Source organism: Methanobrevibacter sp. (assembly GCF_045112895.1).
In the GTDB taxonomy this organism is placed as follows: domain Archaea; phylum Methanobacteriota; class Methanobacteria; order Methanobacteriales; family Methanobacteriaceae; genus Methanocatella.
This window is the reverse complement of sequence record NZ_JBGUIH010000054.1, coordinates 24,838-41,038: the sequence shown is the minus strand read 5'-3', so window position 1 is coordinate 41,038 and position 16,201 is coordinate 24,838. Positions and strand designations below refer to the sequence as shown.

The following is a 16,201-nucleotide window of genomic DNA, read 5'->3' as shown; positions in this document are numbered from 1 at the left end:
CCTCGAAGGAACCGGTGCAAAAGTAATCTGCGCATTCTGTAACATCTCAAACTCACACCTCTCAAACATCCCAGAAGAAATCGACTGCGACTGTTTGATTGCAGGTGACGACAAAGAAGCAAAAGAAACCGCAGCAGAAATAATCGACAAAATACCAGGAATCAAAACAATCGACACAGGTATCCTAGAAAAAGCAAGAATCATCGAAAAAATCACTCCACTATTAATCGGATTGAACATCAAATACAAATCCCATTACGGCGGTTTAAGAATTACAGGAATTCCTGCACTCGACAAAGACTAATTTGATTAATATGGATTCATTTGAGGCTTTAATAGGAAGAAACATTAATGATGTCGCCTTAAATGAATCTGAAAACTTTTTTTTAGCTCCTTTGGAGTATTCTTATAAGAATTGCGGCAGGCGCTATCCCGCAACCAAATTCAAACTTGCTGATTTGGATTACTTTAACATGATTTCTTTCAGTGATCTGTTCAAATACGAATCGATTTTGATAATCTGGTATGATGAAGACGGCTTAATCACTGATTTGGAGCTTTATTACCTGAGCAACGATTTTGATGTGCTGTTTGAAGATTACTATTACATTAAAAAGGCCATTGATGATGGGGAAGCCCACAAATTACGCGAAGGAGATACGAAATTTCTTGGAGCTTCACTTTTGGCTGAAAAGGTAACTCAACCTAATAGTGATAAACTGGCAAATAAGCGGGAACTTGTTTTAAAAAAGAGATATCTGCAAAAAATGATTAATGAAATGGGTTTAAAATGCCATTTCTAAAATTTGTCAAATTCTTTTTGAGCGTTTTGATAGAAATATCCTAATTCCCGACCATTGACAAAGATATGGCTGATGGTAATCGCAACACTCATTTCATATTTTTCATTGACTTTTCCCCAGGTTATTAACGGTTGTATTGCCGCACCATCAACAACGCAGTTTGTAAGTGTGTCAAAGTCAACCCATGGAATACATGAAAAGTTTGCTATATTTGTAAAATCTCTTTTTTCCATTTCAAGAATAAACCCTTCATGTTCACCATTTAAAATACCTGCTGAAAGATTTTTAACATAATCATGCCATTCATTAATGTCGCTAAATTCCTCAGGGACCTTTACTCTCATTTCCTTATAAATGTCATTGTCACTGCCCATAATTGGTGAAACACCCTCAAGATAATCATATTCAATTACTTTTCCATCAATTATCCTTCTTTTAAGCTCAGGCACAGAATTTACGGCATTCATTAAACATCCCAGACTCATTATGAAAAATGATTTGTCGTTTTCATGACACCAGTTCCATAAACTCTCAACATTTACTCTTGCACTTATGGCATATCTTGCTGATAGGAAATCATTAAAAGGATTTTCATTTAGACTAAATTCAATTTCTTTCATCATAAAACCTTAATCTTTTTATAGTATTTTTTATTATATATTCTATTGTATAAATTATAAACGGTTTTGTTATAATGAAAGTAGTTATTGTAGGCGGAGGAGCTGGAGGAATTTCCACAGCTTCAAATATTCGTAAACTTGATAAAGATATAGAAATTACAGTTCTCACAAGAGACAAAAAAGTTGCATACTCTCCATGCGCTATCCCTTATGTATTGGCTGGTGTAATCGAAACTTTTGATGATATTGTAATGAGAACTCCTGAGGATTATAAGGATAAAGACATTGAAGTTATCACTGAAGTAGAAGTGACTGCAGTTGATTCAGATAAAAAAACTGTTACTTACGAAAAAGGAGGTAATGAAACTGTCTTGGATTATGATAAGTTGGTTCTTGCTACTGGAGGCAATCCATTTGTACCTCCAATGCAGGGCGTGGAGTTAGATGGTGTTTTCAAAATAAGGAATATTGATGATGGTGTTAAAGTTCAACAAGCTATGAAAGATGCAAAAAGCGCTATTGTAACTGGTGCAGGTTTAATTGGTATTGAAATAGCTTTTGCACTTAAAAATCAAGGATTGGATGTTATTCTAAGTGAAATGATGCCTCAAATAGTTCCAAGATCAATCGATAAGGACATGTCAGATATTTTGGTTAAATACCTTGAAATGGAAGGCATCAAAGTTGTTTTGGGAAAACCAATTACAAAACTAATCGGTGAGGGCAAAGTGGAGAAAGCATGTTTCGGTGATGAAGAGGTTTATGATGCTGATATGGTTATTATGGCTACAGGCGTAAGGCCTGAACTTCAATTGGCCGAAATGGCAGGATGTAATACCGGAAGATGGGCCATTATTGTCAATGATAGAATGGAAACATCAGTAGAGGATGTTTATGCAGTTGGAGATTGTGTTGAATCAAGAGATTTGATTTTAGGTTCAAATACCATTTCTCACTTAGGAACTACTGCTGTAAGGCAATCCAAAACATTGGCTCGTACAATATGTGGCAAAAAATCCAAATTCAACCCGGTCTTAAATTCCATGGTGTCAAAAGTCGGCAAATTGGAGTTTGGTGCCGTTGGATATACTACAAGTTTTGCAATGCAAAACCAAATCAGGCCTGTTGTACAAAAAGTGCAGGCACTTACAAGGGCCAGATATTATCCTAATGCAAAACCAATGGATATCAAAGTTATCTGTGATGGAAACGGAACCATTATTGGCTGTCAAATCATAGCAGAAGAGAGGGTAGCTGAAAGAATAGATACAATGACATTGGCCATTACCGAAGGATTGACATGCTTTGATTTAAGCAACATGGAATTTGCTTATGCGCCTCCGGTATCAATGGTAACAGATCCGTTAATTCTTGCCGTTGAAGAGGTAAGCAAAAAATTTAATTAAATAATTGAGGGGAGATGAATAAATGGCACAACATGGACACGGTCATCACGGTCATGGGGGTCAAATGACTCCTGAACAACAAAGGCAGATGATTGAACAGGAATTAAGATTAGCAAAGAATTTAGGTCAAATCAAGCATAAGATAATTGTTATGAGCGGAAAAGGTGGAGTTGGAAAATCTACCGTAGCGGCCAATATTGCCGAAACATTACAGAAGCTAGGATATAAAACAGGTATCTTGGATGCGGACATTCATGGCCCTAACATTCCAAAAATGTTGGGAGTGGAAATGCTTGAGGAACAATTCAACCAATACCAGTTCGAAACCTTTAAGGAACTCACTGAAGGCGCAATGGCCAACGAAACATTCAACAGTCAGGAAGAAGAGGCGGAATTCATCAAAGCAAAGCAGGAAGAATACAGACACTCAATGTTTCCTGTAGTCTTGCCAAGCGGCTTAAAAGTAATGTCAATGGCATTTTTGATTGACAGCATCGACAGGCCTATAATCTGGAGAGGGCCTCAAAAGACAGGAGCTATCAAACAGTTAATCTCTGATGCTCATTGGGGAAGTCTTGATTATTTAATCATCGATAATCCTCCGGGAACCGGAGATGAACCGTTGACAGTCTTGCAGACCATTCCTGATGCGGATGCAGTCATTATGGTTACTACACCTAATGTCGTTTCTCAAGAGGATGTTTTAAAGTGTGTTAAGATGGTTGAATTGATGAATATTCATAATATTGGTCTTATTGAAAACATGGCATACTACATTTGTCCTCATTGCGATGAAAAACTCCACATTTTCGGTAAAGGCAATGGTGAGCTGTTTGCTGAAGAAATGGAAATCGAATATTTGGGCGATTTGCCTATTGAAGAAAAGGTCTCTGATGCACCAAATCAGGATGCGGTTATTTCCACACTTGATCCTGATGATGCGGTTTCAAAAAGGTTTGTTGAAATCGTAAGGGATATTCAGGACAAATTCATAAAAGACTGATATTGATTATATAGCTCACGCGAGCAATATTTACGATGTATCCTAAGAAATTAGGATCTTCTTTTAATTTTTTAAAGTTATCCAATTTTTCAATTACATACTCTTTATTTTCATCCATCACATTCAGTGAAAAGTATTGCATTCCGTTAATGTATTCGGCTTCGTCTGTAAAGATTGGAACCAAATATTCTCCATCATTTGCATATGGAATCTTTACGGGTTTTGAATCCTCAACAGATATTATGAATTCCTTATCTTTGATATACTCTCTGATTTCATTTTCGGTTTTATCGATTGCATCTTGGTTTTGGTTTTCACTGTGCATATAAATCATATTGATATGATTCTTTAATTCAGGATGTTTAATCTCTTCAATCTTCATCGTATCTACTTTTGTTTTTCATTGTTATTTAATTTTTTCAGATAGTCATCAACTTCATCTTTTGGAATGAATTTCAAGGCTGCCGAGTTGATGCAGTATCTTTTAGATTCTCCAGGACCGTCATGAAATAGATGGCCTAAATGAGAATTGGCTTTGGCACTTCTGACCTCAATTCTAGTTGTTCCGTGTGAAAAATCCCTGTTGTGAGTTATCGCATCATCGCTTATTGCCTTTGAAAATGCCGGCCAGCCGCACCCGGAGTCAAACTTGTCCTGCGAAGAGAATAGAATTTCACCATCTACAACATCTACATACACACCATCTTCATAAAAGTCATCATATTTGCCGCTATATGGTGCTTCTGTCATAGCAAGCTGTGTTATTTCGAACTCTTCCTTTGTCAAGTGGTCGAATTCTTCATCGTTTATTAAATCTAAATCAACATGACAATATCCTTGCGGATTTCTTTCAAGGTACTTTTGATGATGTACCTCAGCAGTATAGAATGAACTTATCGAATAGGCTTCAACGACTATCCTTTCGGCTGATTCCTTCTGCCTTTCCTTTATAAAATTCAGTACAATCTCCTTTTGAGATTCTTCCTGCCAGTAGATGCCTGTCCTGTATTGTGTTCCAATATCTGCACCCTGACGGTTTTTGGCATAAGGGTCAATTATTCTAAAGAAATTTTCCAGTATTTCTTCTAGTGTGATGATTTTAGGGTTATATGTAACTTTGACAGTTTCCGCATGCCCTGTCTTTCCGCTGCATACCTTTTCATAGGTAGGGGCCAAATCCCGTCCGTTAGCATATCCCACTTCAGTTTGGTTCACTCCCTTAAGTCTTGAGATGAATGCTTCAACACCCCAAAAGCACCCTCCCGCCAAATATATTACTTTTTGACTTGTAAACATAATATTTAATATCATTTTAAACTATTTAAATTAAATCGGCAATTATTTTTCCTACAAAAAATATTTTTATTAGGTAAATTATACCTTATACTATATACGGAGGAAATCTCATGTTTTACAGTACAATAATGAAAATTGATTCAATTGACAGATTAAGAGATATTAGGGACGCATTGCTTGTAGAACAAGGTATCAACCCTACTCGTCAAGGTGAACAAGCCATTAAAGTTGTAGTTGAAAGAATTGATGAAATTCAAGCTACATTGGATAAATCTGCTACAAAAAATAAAAACAGAAGATAAGTGATTTTTGTGATAAGACGCGTAACAAGCAGTAGACGTTTGCTTAGAAAGAGAATGTATAAAGCGCCTCATAATCGTCATAGGAATTCTACATACTATCGTGAAAATAAAAACTTGATAAAAGCCCACCAGGATCAGTTCAAAGACATGAATGGGCCAAATATAAGGCGTAAAAGAAGACCTAAACGTGAAGCTATAACCGGTTTTAAAATGTCTTATAGATATAAATATTATCAGAATGATATTGTAGAAGAAGACGAAACAGAAGAAGAATTAGATGAATAATTCTTCTTGTAACTCTTTTTTTGATATGACCTTATTTTTGGAATGGATATCTAAAACAATGCCTGAAAATTCATCATCATTTTTTGCAAGTTCTTTGAATAAGTCGATAGAAACTTCACAGGGCTCATAATCCCTTAATTTTAAATATTCAAAGCCTTTCTCATATTCTTCAAGGCTGGAAAAGACAATTATCCTAAAGTCTTCAGGGCTTCCTGTAACAAGAAAGTCCTTTTCATGGCCTTCACCGATTGCAGGACAAATGAACTTCATCTAAAAGCTCCCGTTTCTGTCCATATTGAAGTTCTGTGAGTGAGGATTAATCACAAAACCCTGGAAATATTCATCCTCATCGGCCATTTTTGCAATGTCTTCAGGTGTGACTACCTTCATTTCAAGCTTATCCAAAAACAGTTTTGAGATTTTAGCGCTCCCAACTGCATATTCCCTGATGTCTGTAAAAATGGGGATGATATACTCTTTGCTTGACTCGGTCAGGGTTAATTTGACAGGCCTTTCCAGCTCATCGACTAATGTAAAGTATATCTCATGGGGATATGTTTTTTTGATATTGACTTTTACGGCTTCAAGCTCAACTGCGCTTTCGCTTTTGAGTTTTTTAGCCATATCAGCATATATCTGAATATATTCCTTAAGCAGGCTTTTTGAAGCTTTGACATTATTTTTTTGATAATCTTCGTAGTCTTTAGGATCCATATCTATTCACTGCAGTCGTGCACATCTTCGCTGGCGATTACAAAGTCCCATTGAGGTGCGTTAATTGCAAGACCGATGAAATCTTCGTCTTCAGAGTGGTCAGCAATAATTTCTTCACCGGTTTTTTTGTCTAAAACGAATTCGTTATCTTCGAACTGCTCTTTGAACTCTTCGATGGCTATTTCTGCTTCTTCTTCATCAGTGAAAACAGGAATGACAAATTCTTCAACATCATCTTCTTCATCGCTGATGATTAATGCAACAACCTCTTTTTCTTCGCTGTTTGCATTGGATACAATAATCAGTTCTTCGTTGAATATCGCATGTTCGATTTCATGATAAATTTCATTCATCTCATTGATCTGCTCTTCGTTTTCCTTGTCGAATTCCTCATCAATGTCGTCTTTGGTTTCAAGGTATTTCTCGATTTTTTTGTCTAAGTCATCATCGAGTTCAATGAATCTTTCAATTAATTCTTTAAGTTCGCTCATAATATCACCATAATAATCATAAAAAAAGTTTTTAAAAACAAATGAACATTCTCTTCCTAAACACCACTAAAGGAATACAAACGAATGCTCATTTCAACCATCACCATTGTTCATATTATAAAAAAATAGTATATAACAATATGAACAATACTATTTATGACTTTTACATATATAAATGTTAAGGTTTTAATCAAATTCACTTTCAATAGCTTTTATCAAGTTGTAGATTATCTTATTAGTACTTACATCAATATTGTTTTTCTCACCTAGGTCAATAACTTTGCCGGTTAATGAATCGATTTCCGTTTTTATTTTTCTTTGTATATCCTGATGTGTTGAGGAATAATGGTTATAGGTATCAGGAACAAGCTTGGAGTAGAAAATTTTCCTGTATTCGTCCGGATTGTCCCATAGGGTTGAATATCCTGATGCATTTATGACGTTGAATATCTCGTCGATGATTCTGTTCATAAGCTCTATGGTATATTCATTTTCGGTGAGCTTTCCGTAGTTGACGTCCAATATTGCACCTAGAGGATTTAATGAGCAGTTGTATAGCATCTTTGCCCATAGGTACTTGTCGACTTCATCGGTCAGCTCACATTTTATTCCTGATGATGTTATGATGTCTGCAATTTCCTGCAGGTCTTTTGGATCTTCTCCCTGAAGAGACCCAAGCAAAATAGGTTCCGTATAGACTGTAACTTCACTGACATGCCTCTCGGGGCGTGTAAATCCGGTAATGACACGTGCAGAGAAGACTTCTTTTTTTGTAAAGTATCTTAGGTAGTAATCATCATTTCCAAATCCGTTCTGGAAGATTATTATTTTGGCATTTTCCTTTAGGATTCGTCTGTTTTCATTAAGCCTTTTGGATATGTCCTCGTTTGCAGTTGTCTTTGAGGCAATGAAAACATAATCGTATGTTTTCGAAGGTAGTTTTTCATATTCGTCATATACATCGAATTCATCAGGCGAAAATGAGTAATGTGTGAATAATCCTGTTCTTTTAATCCCGTTTTCGCGAATTGCCTTTGCAGTCTCTCCCCTTGCATAAATGCTGAGATTTGCATTCTGTGATAATGCTGATGCTGCAAGTCCGATTCCAACTGATCCGGCTCCGATAACTAAAATGTTCATACTATTAGATATATGTTCTTTCTTATAAATTTTTTTAGGTATTTCAAAAAAATGATTTGTAATTGCTTTTTTTAGGCAATACAAAAAGTATTACTCTTAGTTTTTCCTAAAAACCATTTAATTTAAATATAAGTTTAGCTTAATATTTACTTAATTGCATTTGGTGAATTAAATGAATGAAATCAATTTTGTAGTGCGTGATGATAACACCCAGAAGGTATATCTTAGTGAAGAGAACTTCGATGTCGTCGATGTCCTAAATGAGGATTATCCATATATCTGCGAATCGATTCAAAATGAGGGGTTTATTTTAAAGTATAGGCAATGCAACCTGTTTAAGGAATTGGTATGCGACAGGAAGGTCGTCGGCTTCTGCTCATATGACTTCTCAAGGGATTTTCTGACGGTCGCATTGAACAACATATATATCCTTCCTCAGTTCAGGGGAAACCGCATTTTTCTAAAGGAACTTGAAAATACGATGAGGGAGCACAATAAGCCGAGCATAATGGAGCCAACCCGTTTTGTCGTTGAATTATTGGTCAAGTATGGATTTGCCTGCAAAGTCAGCGAAAATATTGTTGCAAGCGCAATTGAGTTTGTTGTACCGGGCTATCATGTCCTGTCTAATGGGGACTATGAAAATGATGAATTGTCAACCCATTTTTATGATTTGGAAAAGTGCAGCTGCATCCACATCCTCAACATTGACGATGCCCATGTCGCCTATAGCGCTCCATTGAACTATGACATTATTCACTATGACTGCATTGAGAATCGCGAGAATATGAATGAGGACTATTTCATTGAAATTACAGCTTTATTTAAGGAAAGTGATGAAGATTTCATGGAGATATTGTCAGAACTTGAAAAAGAGCTTCCGGTTAAGAACTACACTCTTGAAGAGGTCATCGGTGATGAGGATACCTTTTCATCATATATCGAATCCTTAATTGATGATGCCCATATAACATATCAAAAGGCATTGGAAATCAAGCAGCAGATAAGGGATGAATATGAATCAGGCATGATTTTGAATGAATCTCTGCTGATCAGGCTGGCCTATCTGTTCGAAGACAATGGTGACGCCAAAATCAAGTCCCATGATGAGACATGTCCTGATTGCGGTATGCCGATTGACAGTCATGATAGGTTCTGCCATTTTTGCGGTATAAACTTAATTTATCTTAAAGAGTAATACTTTTTTTAAAATTGTAATTTATTTTTTACAAAATCTTCTGTTTTTGTTAAAATTCTTATTTTTCAATTATAACCTTTTTATATTAGTAAAAACAAAATATAATTATACATAATAAGTTAATCTTATCTATTTAGAATATCTTATTAGTATAGATTAATTAAATCAATTAATTTTAATAAATGTAAGGAAAATGGTGTGATAATAAATGGAAAGAAATATGAAAATAGGAGTAATTGCTGCTGTTTCAATTATAGCCCTTTTTGTCTTATCCCTATTGATTACTTCATCACCAGCCGATGCGGATAATTCCATCAGATTCGGAATATTAACATTATTACCGCCTCTTGTTGCTATTGCTTTGGCATTCATTACAAAAGAGACAGTATTATCATTGTTCATCGGTGTATTTGTTGGAGAATTCATGTTGGCTGTAAACGACTTGAACATTATTACCACCGCAATCAACGCATTCCTTCAATTAGGTTCAGACATCATCGGATGTATGGCGGACCCATGGAATGCAGGTATTGTACTTCAATGTTTGCTTATTGGAGGTATTATCCAATTAGTAACCAAAATGGGTGGTGCAAAAGCGCTTGCTGACGCATTCGCAAAAAGAGCAAACACTCCAAGAAAAGCTCAATTATTCACTTGGTTATTAGGATTATGTGTATTCTTCGACGACTACGCAAACTCCTTGATTGTCGGTCCTATCATGAGGCCGGTTATGGACAAATTACATGTATCTAGAGAAAAATTAGCATTTGTAGTAGACGCAACTGCAGCTCCTGTAGCTGGTATTGCAATCATCTCCACTTGGATTGGATTGGAAATAAGTCTGATTGCCGCTGGTTTCGAGTCTGTAGGCGTAACCAATGTAACAGGATTTGGAATATTCCTGCAAACCATTCCATACAGGTTCTATAACATATTTATTTTAATATTCATTGTGATTTCTGCTTTGACCCTTTACGAATTCGGTCCAATGAAAAAGGCAGAACAGGCTGCTCGTGCTAGAAAAGAAGATGAAGAAATTATTGTTCCTGAAGCTCCTGGATTTGATGAAATCAAACCTGTGGAAGGCGTAAAATTATCCGTTTGGAACGCTATTATTCCAATCGGTACCCTGATTATCGGTGCGCTCATTGCATTCTACTGGAGCGGATACACCACCATTTTAGGTGGAGAAGATCAGGCTCTCATTGCAATCATGCAAAGCTCACCTTTATCCTTCGAAGGTATCTACACCGCATTATCCCAGTCCGATGCTTCAGTAGCTCTGTTCCAGGCAGCACTTTTAGCTTCAATCGTAGCTATCGTAATGGCTGTCGGTGAGAGAATACTCACTATGGAAGAGGCTATCGGCGAATGGGTTGGCGGTATGAAAACAATCGTCATTACAGGTGTTATCCTGCTTCTCGCATGGTCATTAGGTACCGTTATCGGAAATGTCGGAACCGCAGATTACCTCGTAGGTGTATTAAGCGATACAATCCCTGCATTCATCGTTCCTACATTGATTTTCATTTTAGGTGCTTTGATTTCATTTGCGACAGGTACCTCATACGGTACAATGAGTATCCTCATGCCTTTGGCAATTCCTCTCGCATGGGCTATCAGTTCAGGTGACATGGGCTTTACAATCGTCTGTACAAGTGGTGTATTGACCGGAGCTATTTTCGGGGATCACTGTTCACCGATTTCAGATACAACAATCCTATCATCCATGGGAACAAGCTGTAACCACATAGACCACGTAAGGACACAGATCTACTATGCAATATTCGTTGCATGTGTGGCAATCTTCATCGGTTACATCCCAGCAGGTTTAGGAATCCCATGGTACGTTTCATTGCCAATCGGTATTGTCGTATTGTATGTCGGACTTAAAGTACTAGGTGAAAAAGTAGACTTTGAAGAAGTTGAGGCATAGCCCTCACTTCAACTATTTTTTTTTCAATGTATTTTTTATTTTACAACTTTAATCTGCTTTTTTTTAATCAATTTCCATAAATTTCTTCTTTTATTGAGAATATTTCTAATATCAAAACTAAATTTAAATATTGTTCTGAAGATAAATAATAATGATTAAATTAAATTGATTTAAATTACTTATTTTGTGTATTGACTGATTGTAGGGAGGTGAAAAAAACGAAAAGCAGAAGCTTAATTATTATATTATCAATTTTTATTCTAATACTAAATGTAAGTGTTATAAGCGCTGCCGATAATGGAACTCTTGAAATTGCTGTAGAAGAGTTTGAAGACAATACAATATTGGCAAACACTGAAAAGAATATTTTGGAAGCATCTCCACAATCTTTCGATGATTTGAATGATACAATTCAGATTCCTTCAATTCCTGTAGGAGGAACATTTGAATTAGAATCTTATTATTCAAATGAATCAGGGGATATGGCTTTTGGGAGTGATATTGATAAGGATTTGGATGTTGTTGATGCTCATTCTTTTTTGACAATTAATAATATTGCTAATGCCACTCATGTTGGAAACAATACATTGGTGGAATTCACCATAATCGTCAATAATACAGGTGCTGTTAATGCGACCGGTGTTTGGATTAGAGATGGATTGCCGGATGGATTTGACTTAGTGAATGCGACAGAAGGCTATGATAACTTATGGAATTGTTGGGTTGTTGACGATTTACCTGCCGGAAAATCCGCTGCATTTACTTTGATTGGAAGGTCAGTAGAAATAGGCAATTGGACAAATTATGCATATACGCTATGTGACGAGGACGATAATTTAATATCGGATTCATTTGATGTTGAAGTTGTCCCTGTTGTTTTGACTATCAATAAGACAGCTAATGTTACCCGTGTTGGAAATAATACCTTGGTGGAATTTACAATAATCGTGAATAATGCCTGCATTGTAAATGCGACTGATGTGCGTATTAAGGACGGACTGCCTTCCGTTTTTGACTTTGTCAATGCGACAGAAGGTTATGATTATTTATGGTCTGAGTGGAATATTGATGTTATACCTGCTGGAAAATCTGTTGCACTGACAATTGTTGGAAGGGCAAATGAAATTTTTAATTATACTAATTATGCATATGCGCTTTGTAACGAAAACGATACTTTAATCAGCGATACATTTAAAGGTGAAATTGTTCCGGCTAATCTGACCATTGTTAAATGTGCCAGTCAATCCAATGTAACTATCGGAGGGGATGTTACATTTGAAATAACAATAACCAATAACGGCCCAATAGATGTTACTGATGTCCACATTACTGACGAATTGGACAATGCATTCAAATTTGACAGTGCGGGTACTAGTATTCCATGCATAGTTTCTGGTCAAAAATTATTGTGGAATATCGGCAATTTAGCAAGTAAAGAAAGTAAAACAATTTCATTTAATGTCACTGCTCCAATAATCGGAAACTTCACTAATGTGGCTACAGTAACCTGCAGTCAAAACACTACAATTAAATCCAGCAAATCCAATATAACTGTTAATCCTGCTTCTTCCCTCGTTGAAGCGGATAATGTGGATGTTGATTATGGTGATTCCATTGTTGTACTTGTCACTTGCCAAAATGCTACGTCAATAGATTATGTTATTGCTGATAAGGACGGCAAGGCTGTAGATGAGGGTAATATTCATCCCGGTGAGGATATTGCTCCTCCAAGTTTGCCTGTGGGTAACTATACTGTTGAATTAACAACTGTTGTTGATGATAGTCACACTTCCTCAACATACACTTCAACAATTGAGGTTAAAAAGACTCTACCTCCAGTAAATGTCAACGCTCCAACAATTACTGTTGGTAATGATTGTATAATCATAGTCACTGTGCCGGAAAATGCAACTGGTAGCATAATTATTGAAGTTGAAGGTAAAACTTACACTGCACCTGTTAAAAAGGGTAAATCAGTATTCATTGTTCAAGGCTTAAAAGTTGGTTTGCATGATATCAAAGCTTACTATTCAGGTGATGATAATTATTTGCTTAACAATGCAACCGGTACTATCGAAGTCTTGGCTGTTGAGGACAATAATTTAACTCCCCAAAAAGATTTTAAACATCCGCTAAAAACTAGTTTGGCAGGTTATGAAACAGCAAATCCTATAGTAGCATTACTTGTTGTTTTAGCACTCTTAGGTATAATCACTAAAAGAAGAAAATAAAATTCAAACACTTTTTGGAGTTTTTTATAAACTCCTCTTTTTTTATTAAAACTATAAAAATTTAGGTATACCTAAAAATTTATATATTCTGATTTTATAAATTAATATATGAAAGAAAATAATCATCTGCCGGTTTTTGGAATTGGTCCCTACTTGATAGGATTGATAGCATTGATTTCAGTTATAGCAATAGCATTGTCTTTAAAGAAGATAATTCCGAGTTATTCAACAAACCAGATTTTAATGACTATAGTTGGAGCTATTTTAATTGTTTGTGGAGCTATATTTTGGATATCTGCAGTTTTAAAATCTAGAATTGATGATAACATCAAGAATAATCAGCTGGTAACGACTGGAATATATGGCATTGTAAGGCACCCGATTTATGCAGCCTTTTTATATGCGATTACAGGTTTTATTTTTATTGCAAACAATGTGCTTTTATTAATTTTGCCGGTAGCCTACTGGTTAATATTAACATTGGCTATGATAAAAACTGAAGAGAAATGGCTTGTTGATTTGCATGGTGATGATTATTTGGATTATTCAAAAAATGTAAACAGATTCATTCCGAAGGTGATATGATGGGATTTTTCGACAATATGAGAAAACCGAAAGGAAAACTAGGAAATATTCAATTAAAGTCAATGAACAAGGAGCACACTCCAGTTTCGCTATGGGGCCTGAAGCATTTGGATATTCAGGCTGACGATGTGATATTGGATGTCGGCTGTGGCGGTGGAATAAACCTGAACCGCATGGCCCAAAAGGCCAAGAAGGTCTATGGTGTTGATTATAGTGAGGAAAGCGTTAAGCTTTCACGTGAAGTAAATGATGATTTAATTAAAGAGGGCAGGGTTGAGGTTCTTGAGGGTAATGTCCAAAGCCTGCCTTTTGAAGATGATACATTTGACATTGTAACCGCTTTCGAAACCGTCTATTTCTGGCCGGACATTGAAAAGTGCTTCGGCGAAGTGAAAAGGGTTCTTAAACCTGGCGGAACATTCCTGATTGGAATGGAATCTAACGGATCTGATAATTTAATCATGAAATTCTGGCAGCACTTCATTGACATGAACCTTTATGATGATGCGGAGATAACACAATTTTTACAGAATAATGACTATTCGCAAATTACTGCCTATATTAAGGACGGTAGAAAGAAACAGGAAATAATTAAGGAAATCGGTGGGGAAACCCGAAGAATAAATGACGATTATGATCATATTTCGTTTTCGGATAAATTCGTAGAGTGGTTGACTGTCGTTGCAAGAAAGTGATTATATGAGCGATTATGAAGGGGTAGAGGATACATTATTTATTCCTCTAACGGCAAGGGTAAATGTTTCTAAAAAGTTTCCGGAATATTTTTATGATGAAAAAGCTTTGGAAATGGAAAATTTAATTAAAGGCAAAAGGATTGAGAAAAAATCTTCCGAATATACGATGGTGGCCAATGTCGCAAGAAGCTACAATCTGGATGAAATGGCACAAAAGTTCATAGATGGGCACGGCAAATGCAATATAGTTAATTTGGGCGTTGGTCTTGAAACGTCATATTACAGGATGGATAGAAAAGATTCGCTGTTTTATGAAGTTGACCTACCGGAAGTGATTGAGCTTAGGGAAAGATATTTTGAAGTCGGAGAAAATGAGAAGTTCATTAAAGGAGATTTGTTTAAGCTTGAATGGTGTGATGAATTAGACGCTGCTCTTCCAACATTAATGATAGTTTCAGGTGTGTTCCAATACTTCCATGAAGAGGATATTCTTGAATTTATTGGAAATGTGAAAAACATTTTTGAAGACTGCGAGCTGATATTTGATGCAACAAACAAATTCGGAATAAAATATTGCAATTTCTATGTAAAGAGAACTGGAAACAAATCAGCATTGATGCATTTCTATATTGAAGATGCAAATGAATTTGCTAGAAAAGCCGATTGCCAATTGATAGAATGCAGGGGTTTCTATAAGGATGCATTAAGAATATTAGATAAAAAAATCGGATTATATGCAAAGATTTCAATGAAAGTGGCTGATAAAAGGAATAATGCAATGATTCTGCATCTAAAGATATAACTTATTTTTTTGCTATCAAGCAGATCCATTCCTCCATTTTATCGGAAAAATCTGCTCTGATGGAAAAGGTGTCAGCGCTTTCTTTTTCTATTATGTTATTCACTTTTTTAATTTCTCTTTTGACTTTTGTATTCCTGATATATGAGGTTACTTCCCTAAATCCTGCATCTAATAGAATATATGTTGTTTCAATATCGTTTTTAGGATCCATTTCCAGCAGCCTTTCTGCAAATTCCATCATCTTTTTGCCGTTAGCGCCGTTGTAGTCCACAATGATTGCAAATATGCCATCCGGTTTCAAGACCCTTTTTACCTCTTTGAAGTCATTGACCAAATCAGGCCAGAAGAACACGGTTTTTATTGCAGTTATGACATCAAAGGTGTTATCTTCAAAGGGAAGATTGCTGACGCTGGATTCGATGATTTCAACATTTTTTATATCTTTGTTAAGTTCTTTTGCTCTTTCAACAGCTTTCGGACTATAATCGACGCCATAAACTTTAGCTGATTTTGAAGCCATTCTTTTAACGTTTGTCCCTCCGCCGCAGCCGATGTCTAAAATGATATCGGATTCATTAATGACAATGTGATTGATTCCCCATATGGCAACCTGGGCATTCTACTCGTTCATCTGGTCAATAATTTTATCCCCAAGTTTTCCTTGGGGATTTTTAAAATTATTTAAAAATTTCAT

19 protein-coding genes and 1 pseudogene are annotated in these 16,201 nt (G+C 36.0%); 12 read left to right on the top strand and 8 right to left on the bottom strand.

Features of this window, described 5'->3' with window-relative positions; translation table 11 throughout:
* Window positions 1-304, top strand: a pseudogene (locus ACJMLD_RS09020) (NADPH-dependent F420 reductase); the annotation flags it as partial.
* A 10-nt stretch (window positions 305-314) separates the two neighbouring features.
* A complete protein-coding gene (locus tag ACJMLD_RS09015) occupies window positions 315-803 on the top strand; it encodes a hypothetical protein (RefSeq protein WP_405270690.1) in 489 nt (162 codons plus the stop codon).
* On the opposite strand, the gene ACJMLD_RS09010 is transcribed toward ACJMLD_RS09015, so the two are convergent.
* Window positions 800-1,423 carry a CatA-like O-acetyltransferase gene (locus ACJMLD_RS09010; protein WP_405270688.1) on the bottom strand — a complete coding sequence of 208 codons (624 nt, stop codon included), beginning with the start codon at window positions 1,421-1,423 and terminating at the stop codon, window positions 800-802. The genes ACJMLD_RS09015 and ACJMLD_RS09010 overlap by 4 nt on opposite strands.
* A gap of 74 nt (window positions 1,424-1,497) precedes the next feature.
* Here ACJMLD_RS09010 and ACJMLD_RS09005 point away from each other — a divergent pair, with 74 nt between their 5' ends.
* Both ACJMLD_RS09005 and ACJMLD_RS09000 read left to right on the top strand, forming a co-directional pair.
* Window positions 1,498-2,829, top strand: coding sequence for an FAD-dependent oxidoreductase (locus ACJMLD_RS09005; protein WP_405270686.1), 1,332 nt, complete (start codon window positions 1,498-1,500; stop codon window positions 2,827-2,829).
* Between the two features lie 22 nt (window positions 2,830-2,851).
* Window positions 2,852-3,832 carry an Mrp/NBP35 family ATP-binding protein gene (locus ACJMLD_RS09000; RefSeq protein WP_405270684.1) on the top strand — a complete coding sequence of 327 codons (981 nt, stop codon included), beginning with the start codon at window positions 2,852-2,854 and terminating at the stop codon, window positions 3,830-3,832.
* On the opposite strand, the gene ACJMLD_RS08995 is transcribed toward ACJMLD_RS09000, so the two are convergent.
* Entirely contained in the window at window positions 3,819-4,214 is a 396-nt protein-coding gene (locus ACJMLD_RS08995) for a hypothetical protein (protein ID WP_405270682.1), read from the bottom strand. The two genes, ACJMLD_RS09000 and ACJMLD_RS08995, sit on opposite strands and share 14 nt — an antisense overlap.
* Window positions 4,215-4,219: 5 nt before the next feature.
* Complete coding sequence (gene msrA / locus ACJMLD_RS08990) at window positions 4,220-5,128, bottom strand: peptide-methionine (S)-S-oxide reductase MsrA (RefSeq protein ID WP_405270680.1); 909 nt, start codon at window positions 5,126-5,128, stop codon at window positions 4,220-4,222.
* A 110-nt stretch (window positions 5,129-5,238) separates the two neighbouring features.
* On the opposite strand from msrA, the gene ACJMLD_RS08985 reads away from it, so the two are divergent.
* Together ACJMLD_RS08985 and ACJMLD_RS08980 are read left to right on the top strand one after the other, a co-directional pair.
* Entirely contained in the window at window positions 5,239-5,430 is a 192-nt protein-coding gene (locus tag ACJMLD_RS08985; RefSeq protein WP_405270678.1) for a hypothetical protein, read from the top strand.
* Window positions 5,431-5,439: 9 nt separating this feature from the next.
* Window positions 5,440-5,715, top strand: coding sequence for a hypothetical protein (locus ACJMLD_RS08980; protein ID WP_405270676.1), 276 nt, complete (start codon window positions 5,440-5,442; stop codon window positions 5,713-5,715).
* Here ACJMLD_RS08980 and ACJMLD_RS08975 read toward each other — a convergent pair.
* The 4 genes from ACJMLD_RS08975 to ACJMLD_RS08960 form a co-directional block, all read right to left on the bottom strand.
* Complete coding sequence (locus ACJMLD_RS08975) at window positions 5,704-5,985, bottom strand: hypothetical protein (protein WP_405270674.1); 282 nt, start codon at window positions 5,983-5,985, stop codon at window positions 5,704-5,706. The genes ACJMLD_RS08980 and ACJMLD_RS08975 overlap by 12 nt on opposite strands.
* Window positions 5,986-6,429, bottom strand: a complete 444-nt coding sequence (locus ACJMLD_RS08970) for a hypothetical protein (RefSeq protein WP_405270672.1) — start codon at window positions 6,427-6,429, stop codon at window positions 5,986-5,988.
* Between the two features lie 2 nt (window positions 6,430-6,431).
* Window positions 6,432-6,920 carry a hypothetical protein gene (locus ACJMLD_RS08965; protein ID WP_405270671.1) on the bottom strand — a complete coding sequence of 163 codons (489 nt, stop codon included), beginning with the start codon at window positions 6,918-6,920 and terminating at the stop codon, window positions 6,432-6,434.
* A gap of 186 nt (window positions 6,921-7,106) precedes the next feature.
* The gene (locus tag ACJMLD_RS08960) at window positions 7,107-8,060 is read right to left on the bottom strand and encodes a ketopantoate reductase family protein (RefSeq protein WP_405270669.1); all 954 of its coding nucleotides are present in this window, start codon (window positions 8,058-8,060) and stop codon (window positions 7,107-7,109) included.
* A gap of 172 nt (window positions 8,061-8,232) precedes the next feature.
* Here ACJMLD_RS08960 and ACJMLD_RS08955 point away from each other — a divergent pair, with 172 nt between their 5' ends.
* The 6 genes from ACJMLD_RS08955 to ACJMLD_RS08930 all read left to right on the top strand — a co-directional run bounded on the left by ACJMLD_RS08955 (window position 8,233) and on the right by ACJMLD_RS08930 (window position 15,507).
* On the top strand, window positions 8,233-9,258 hold the full coding sequence (locus ACJMLD_RS08955; RefSeq protein WP_405270667.1) for a GNAT family N-acetyltransferase: 1,026 nt from the start codon (window positions 8,233-8,235) through the stop codon (window positions 9,256-9,258).
* A gap of 208 nt (window positions 9,259-9,466) precedes the next feature.
* Window positions 9,467-11,194 (top strand): Na+/H+ antiporter NhaC family protein, encoded by a 1,728-nt coding sequence (locus ACJMLD_RS08950; protein ID WP_405270665.1) that lies wholly within the window; start codon window positions 9,467-9,469, stop codon window positions 11,192-11,194.
* Between the two features lie 209 nt (window positions 11,195-11,403).
* Window positions 11,404-13,425: an Ig-like domain repeat protein gene (locus tag ACJMLD_RS08945; RefSeq protein ID WP_405270663.1), complete on the top strand. Its 2,022-nt coding sequence runs from the start codon at window positions 11,404-11,406 to the stop codon at window positions 13,423-13,425.
* A gap of 108 nt (window positions 13,426-13,533) precedes the next feature.
* On the top strand, window positions 13,534-14,010 hold the full coding sequence (locus ACJMLD_RS08940; RefSeq protein WP_405270661.1) for a methyltransferase family protein: 477 nt from the start codon (window positions 13,534-13,536) through the stop codon (window positions 14,008-14,010).
* Window positions 14,010-14,705, top strand: coding sequence for a class I SAM-dependent methyltransferase (locus ACJMLD_RS08935; protein WP_405270659.1), 696 nt, complete (start codon window positions 14,010-14,012; stop codon window positions 14,703-14,705). Before ACJMLD_RS08940 ends, ACJMLD_RS08935 begins: the two co-directional genes overlap by 1 nt.
* A 4-nt stretch (window positions 14,706-14,709) precedes the next feature.
* On the top strand, window positions 14,710-15,507 hold the full coding sequence (locus ACJMLD_RS08930; RefSeq protein ID WP_405270657.1) for a class I SAM-dependent methyltransferase: 798 nt from the start codon (window positions 14,710-14,712) through the stop codon (window positions 15,505-15,507).
* A gap of 1 nt (window position 15,508) precedes the next feature.
* Here ACJMLD_RS08930 and ACJMLD_RS08925 read toward each other — a convergent pair whose 3' ends face one another.
* Entirely contained in the window at window positions 15,509-16,087 is a 579-nt protein-coding gene (locus ACJMLD_RS08925) for a class I SAM-dependent methyltransferase (protein WP_405270694.1), read from the bottom strand.
* Window positions 16,088-16,201: the final 114 nt, after the last annotated feature.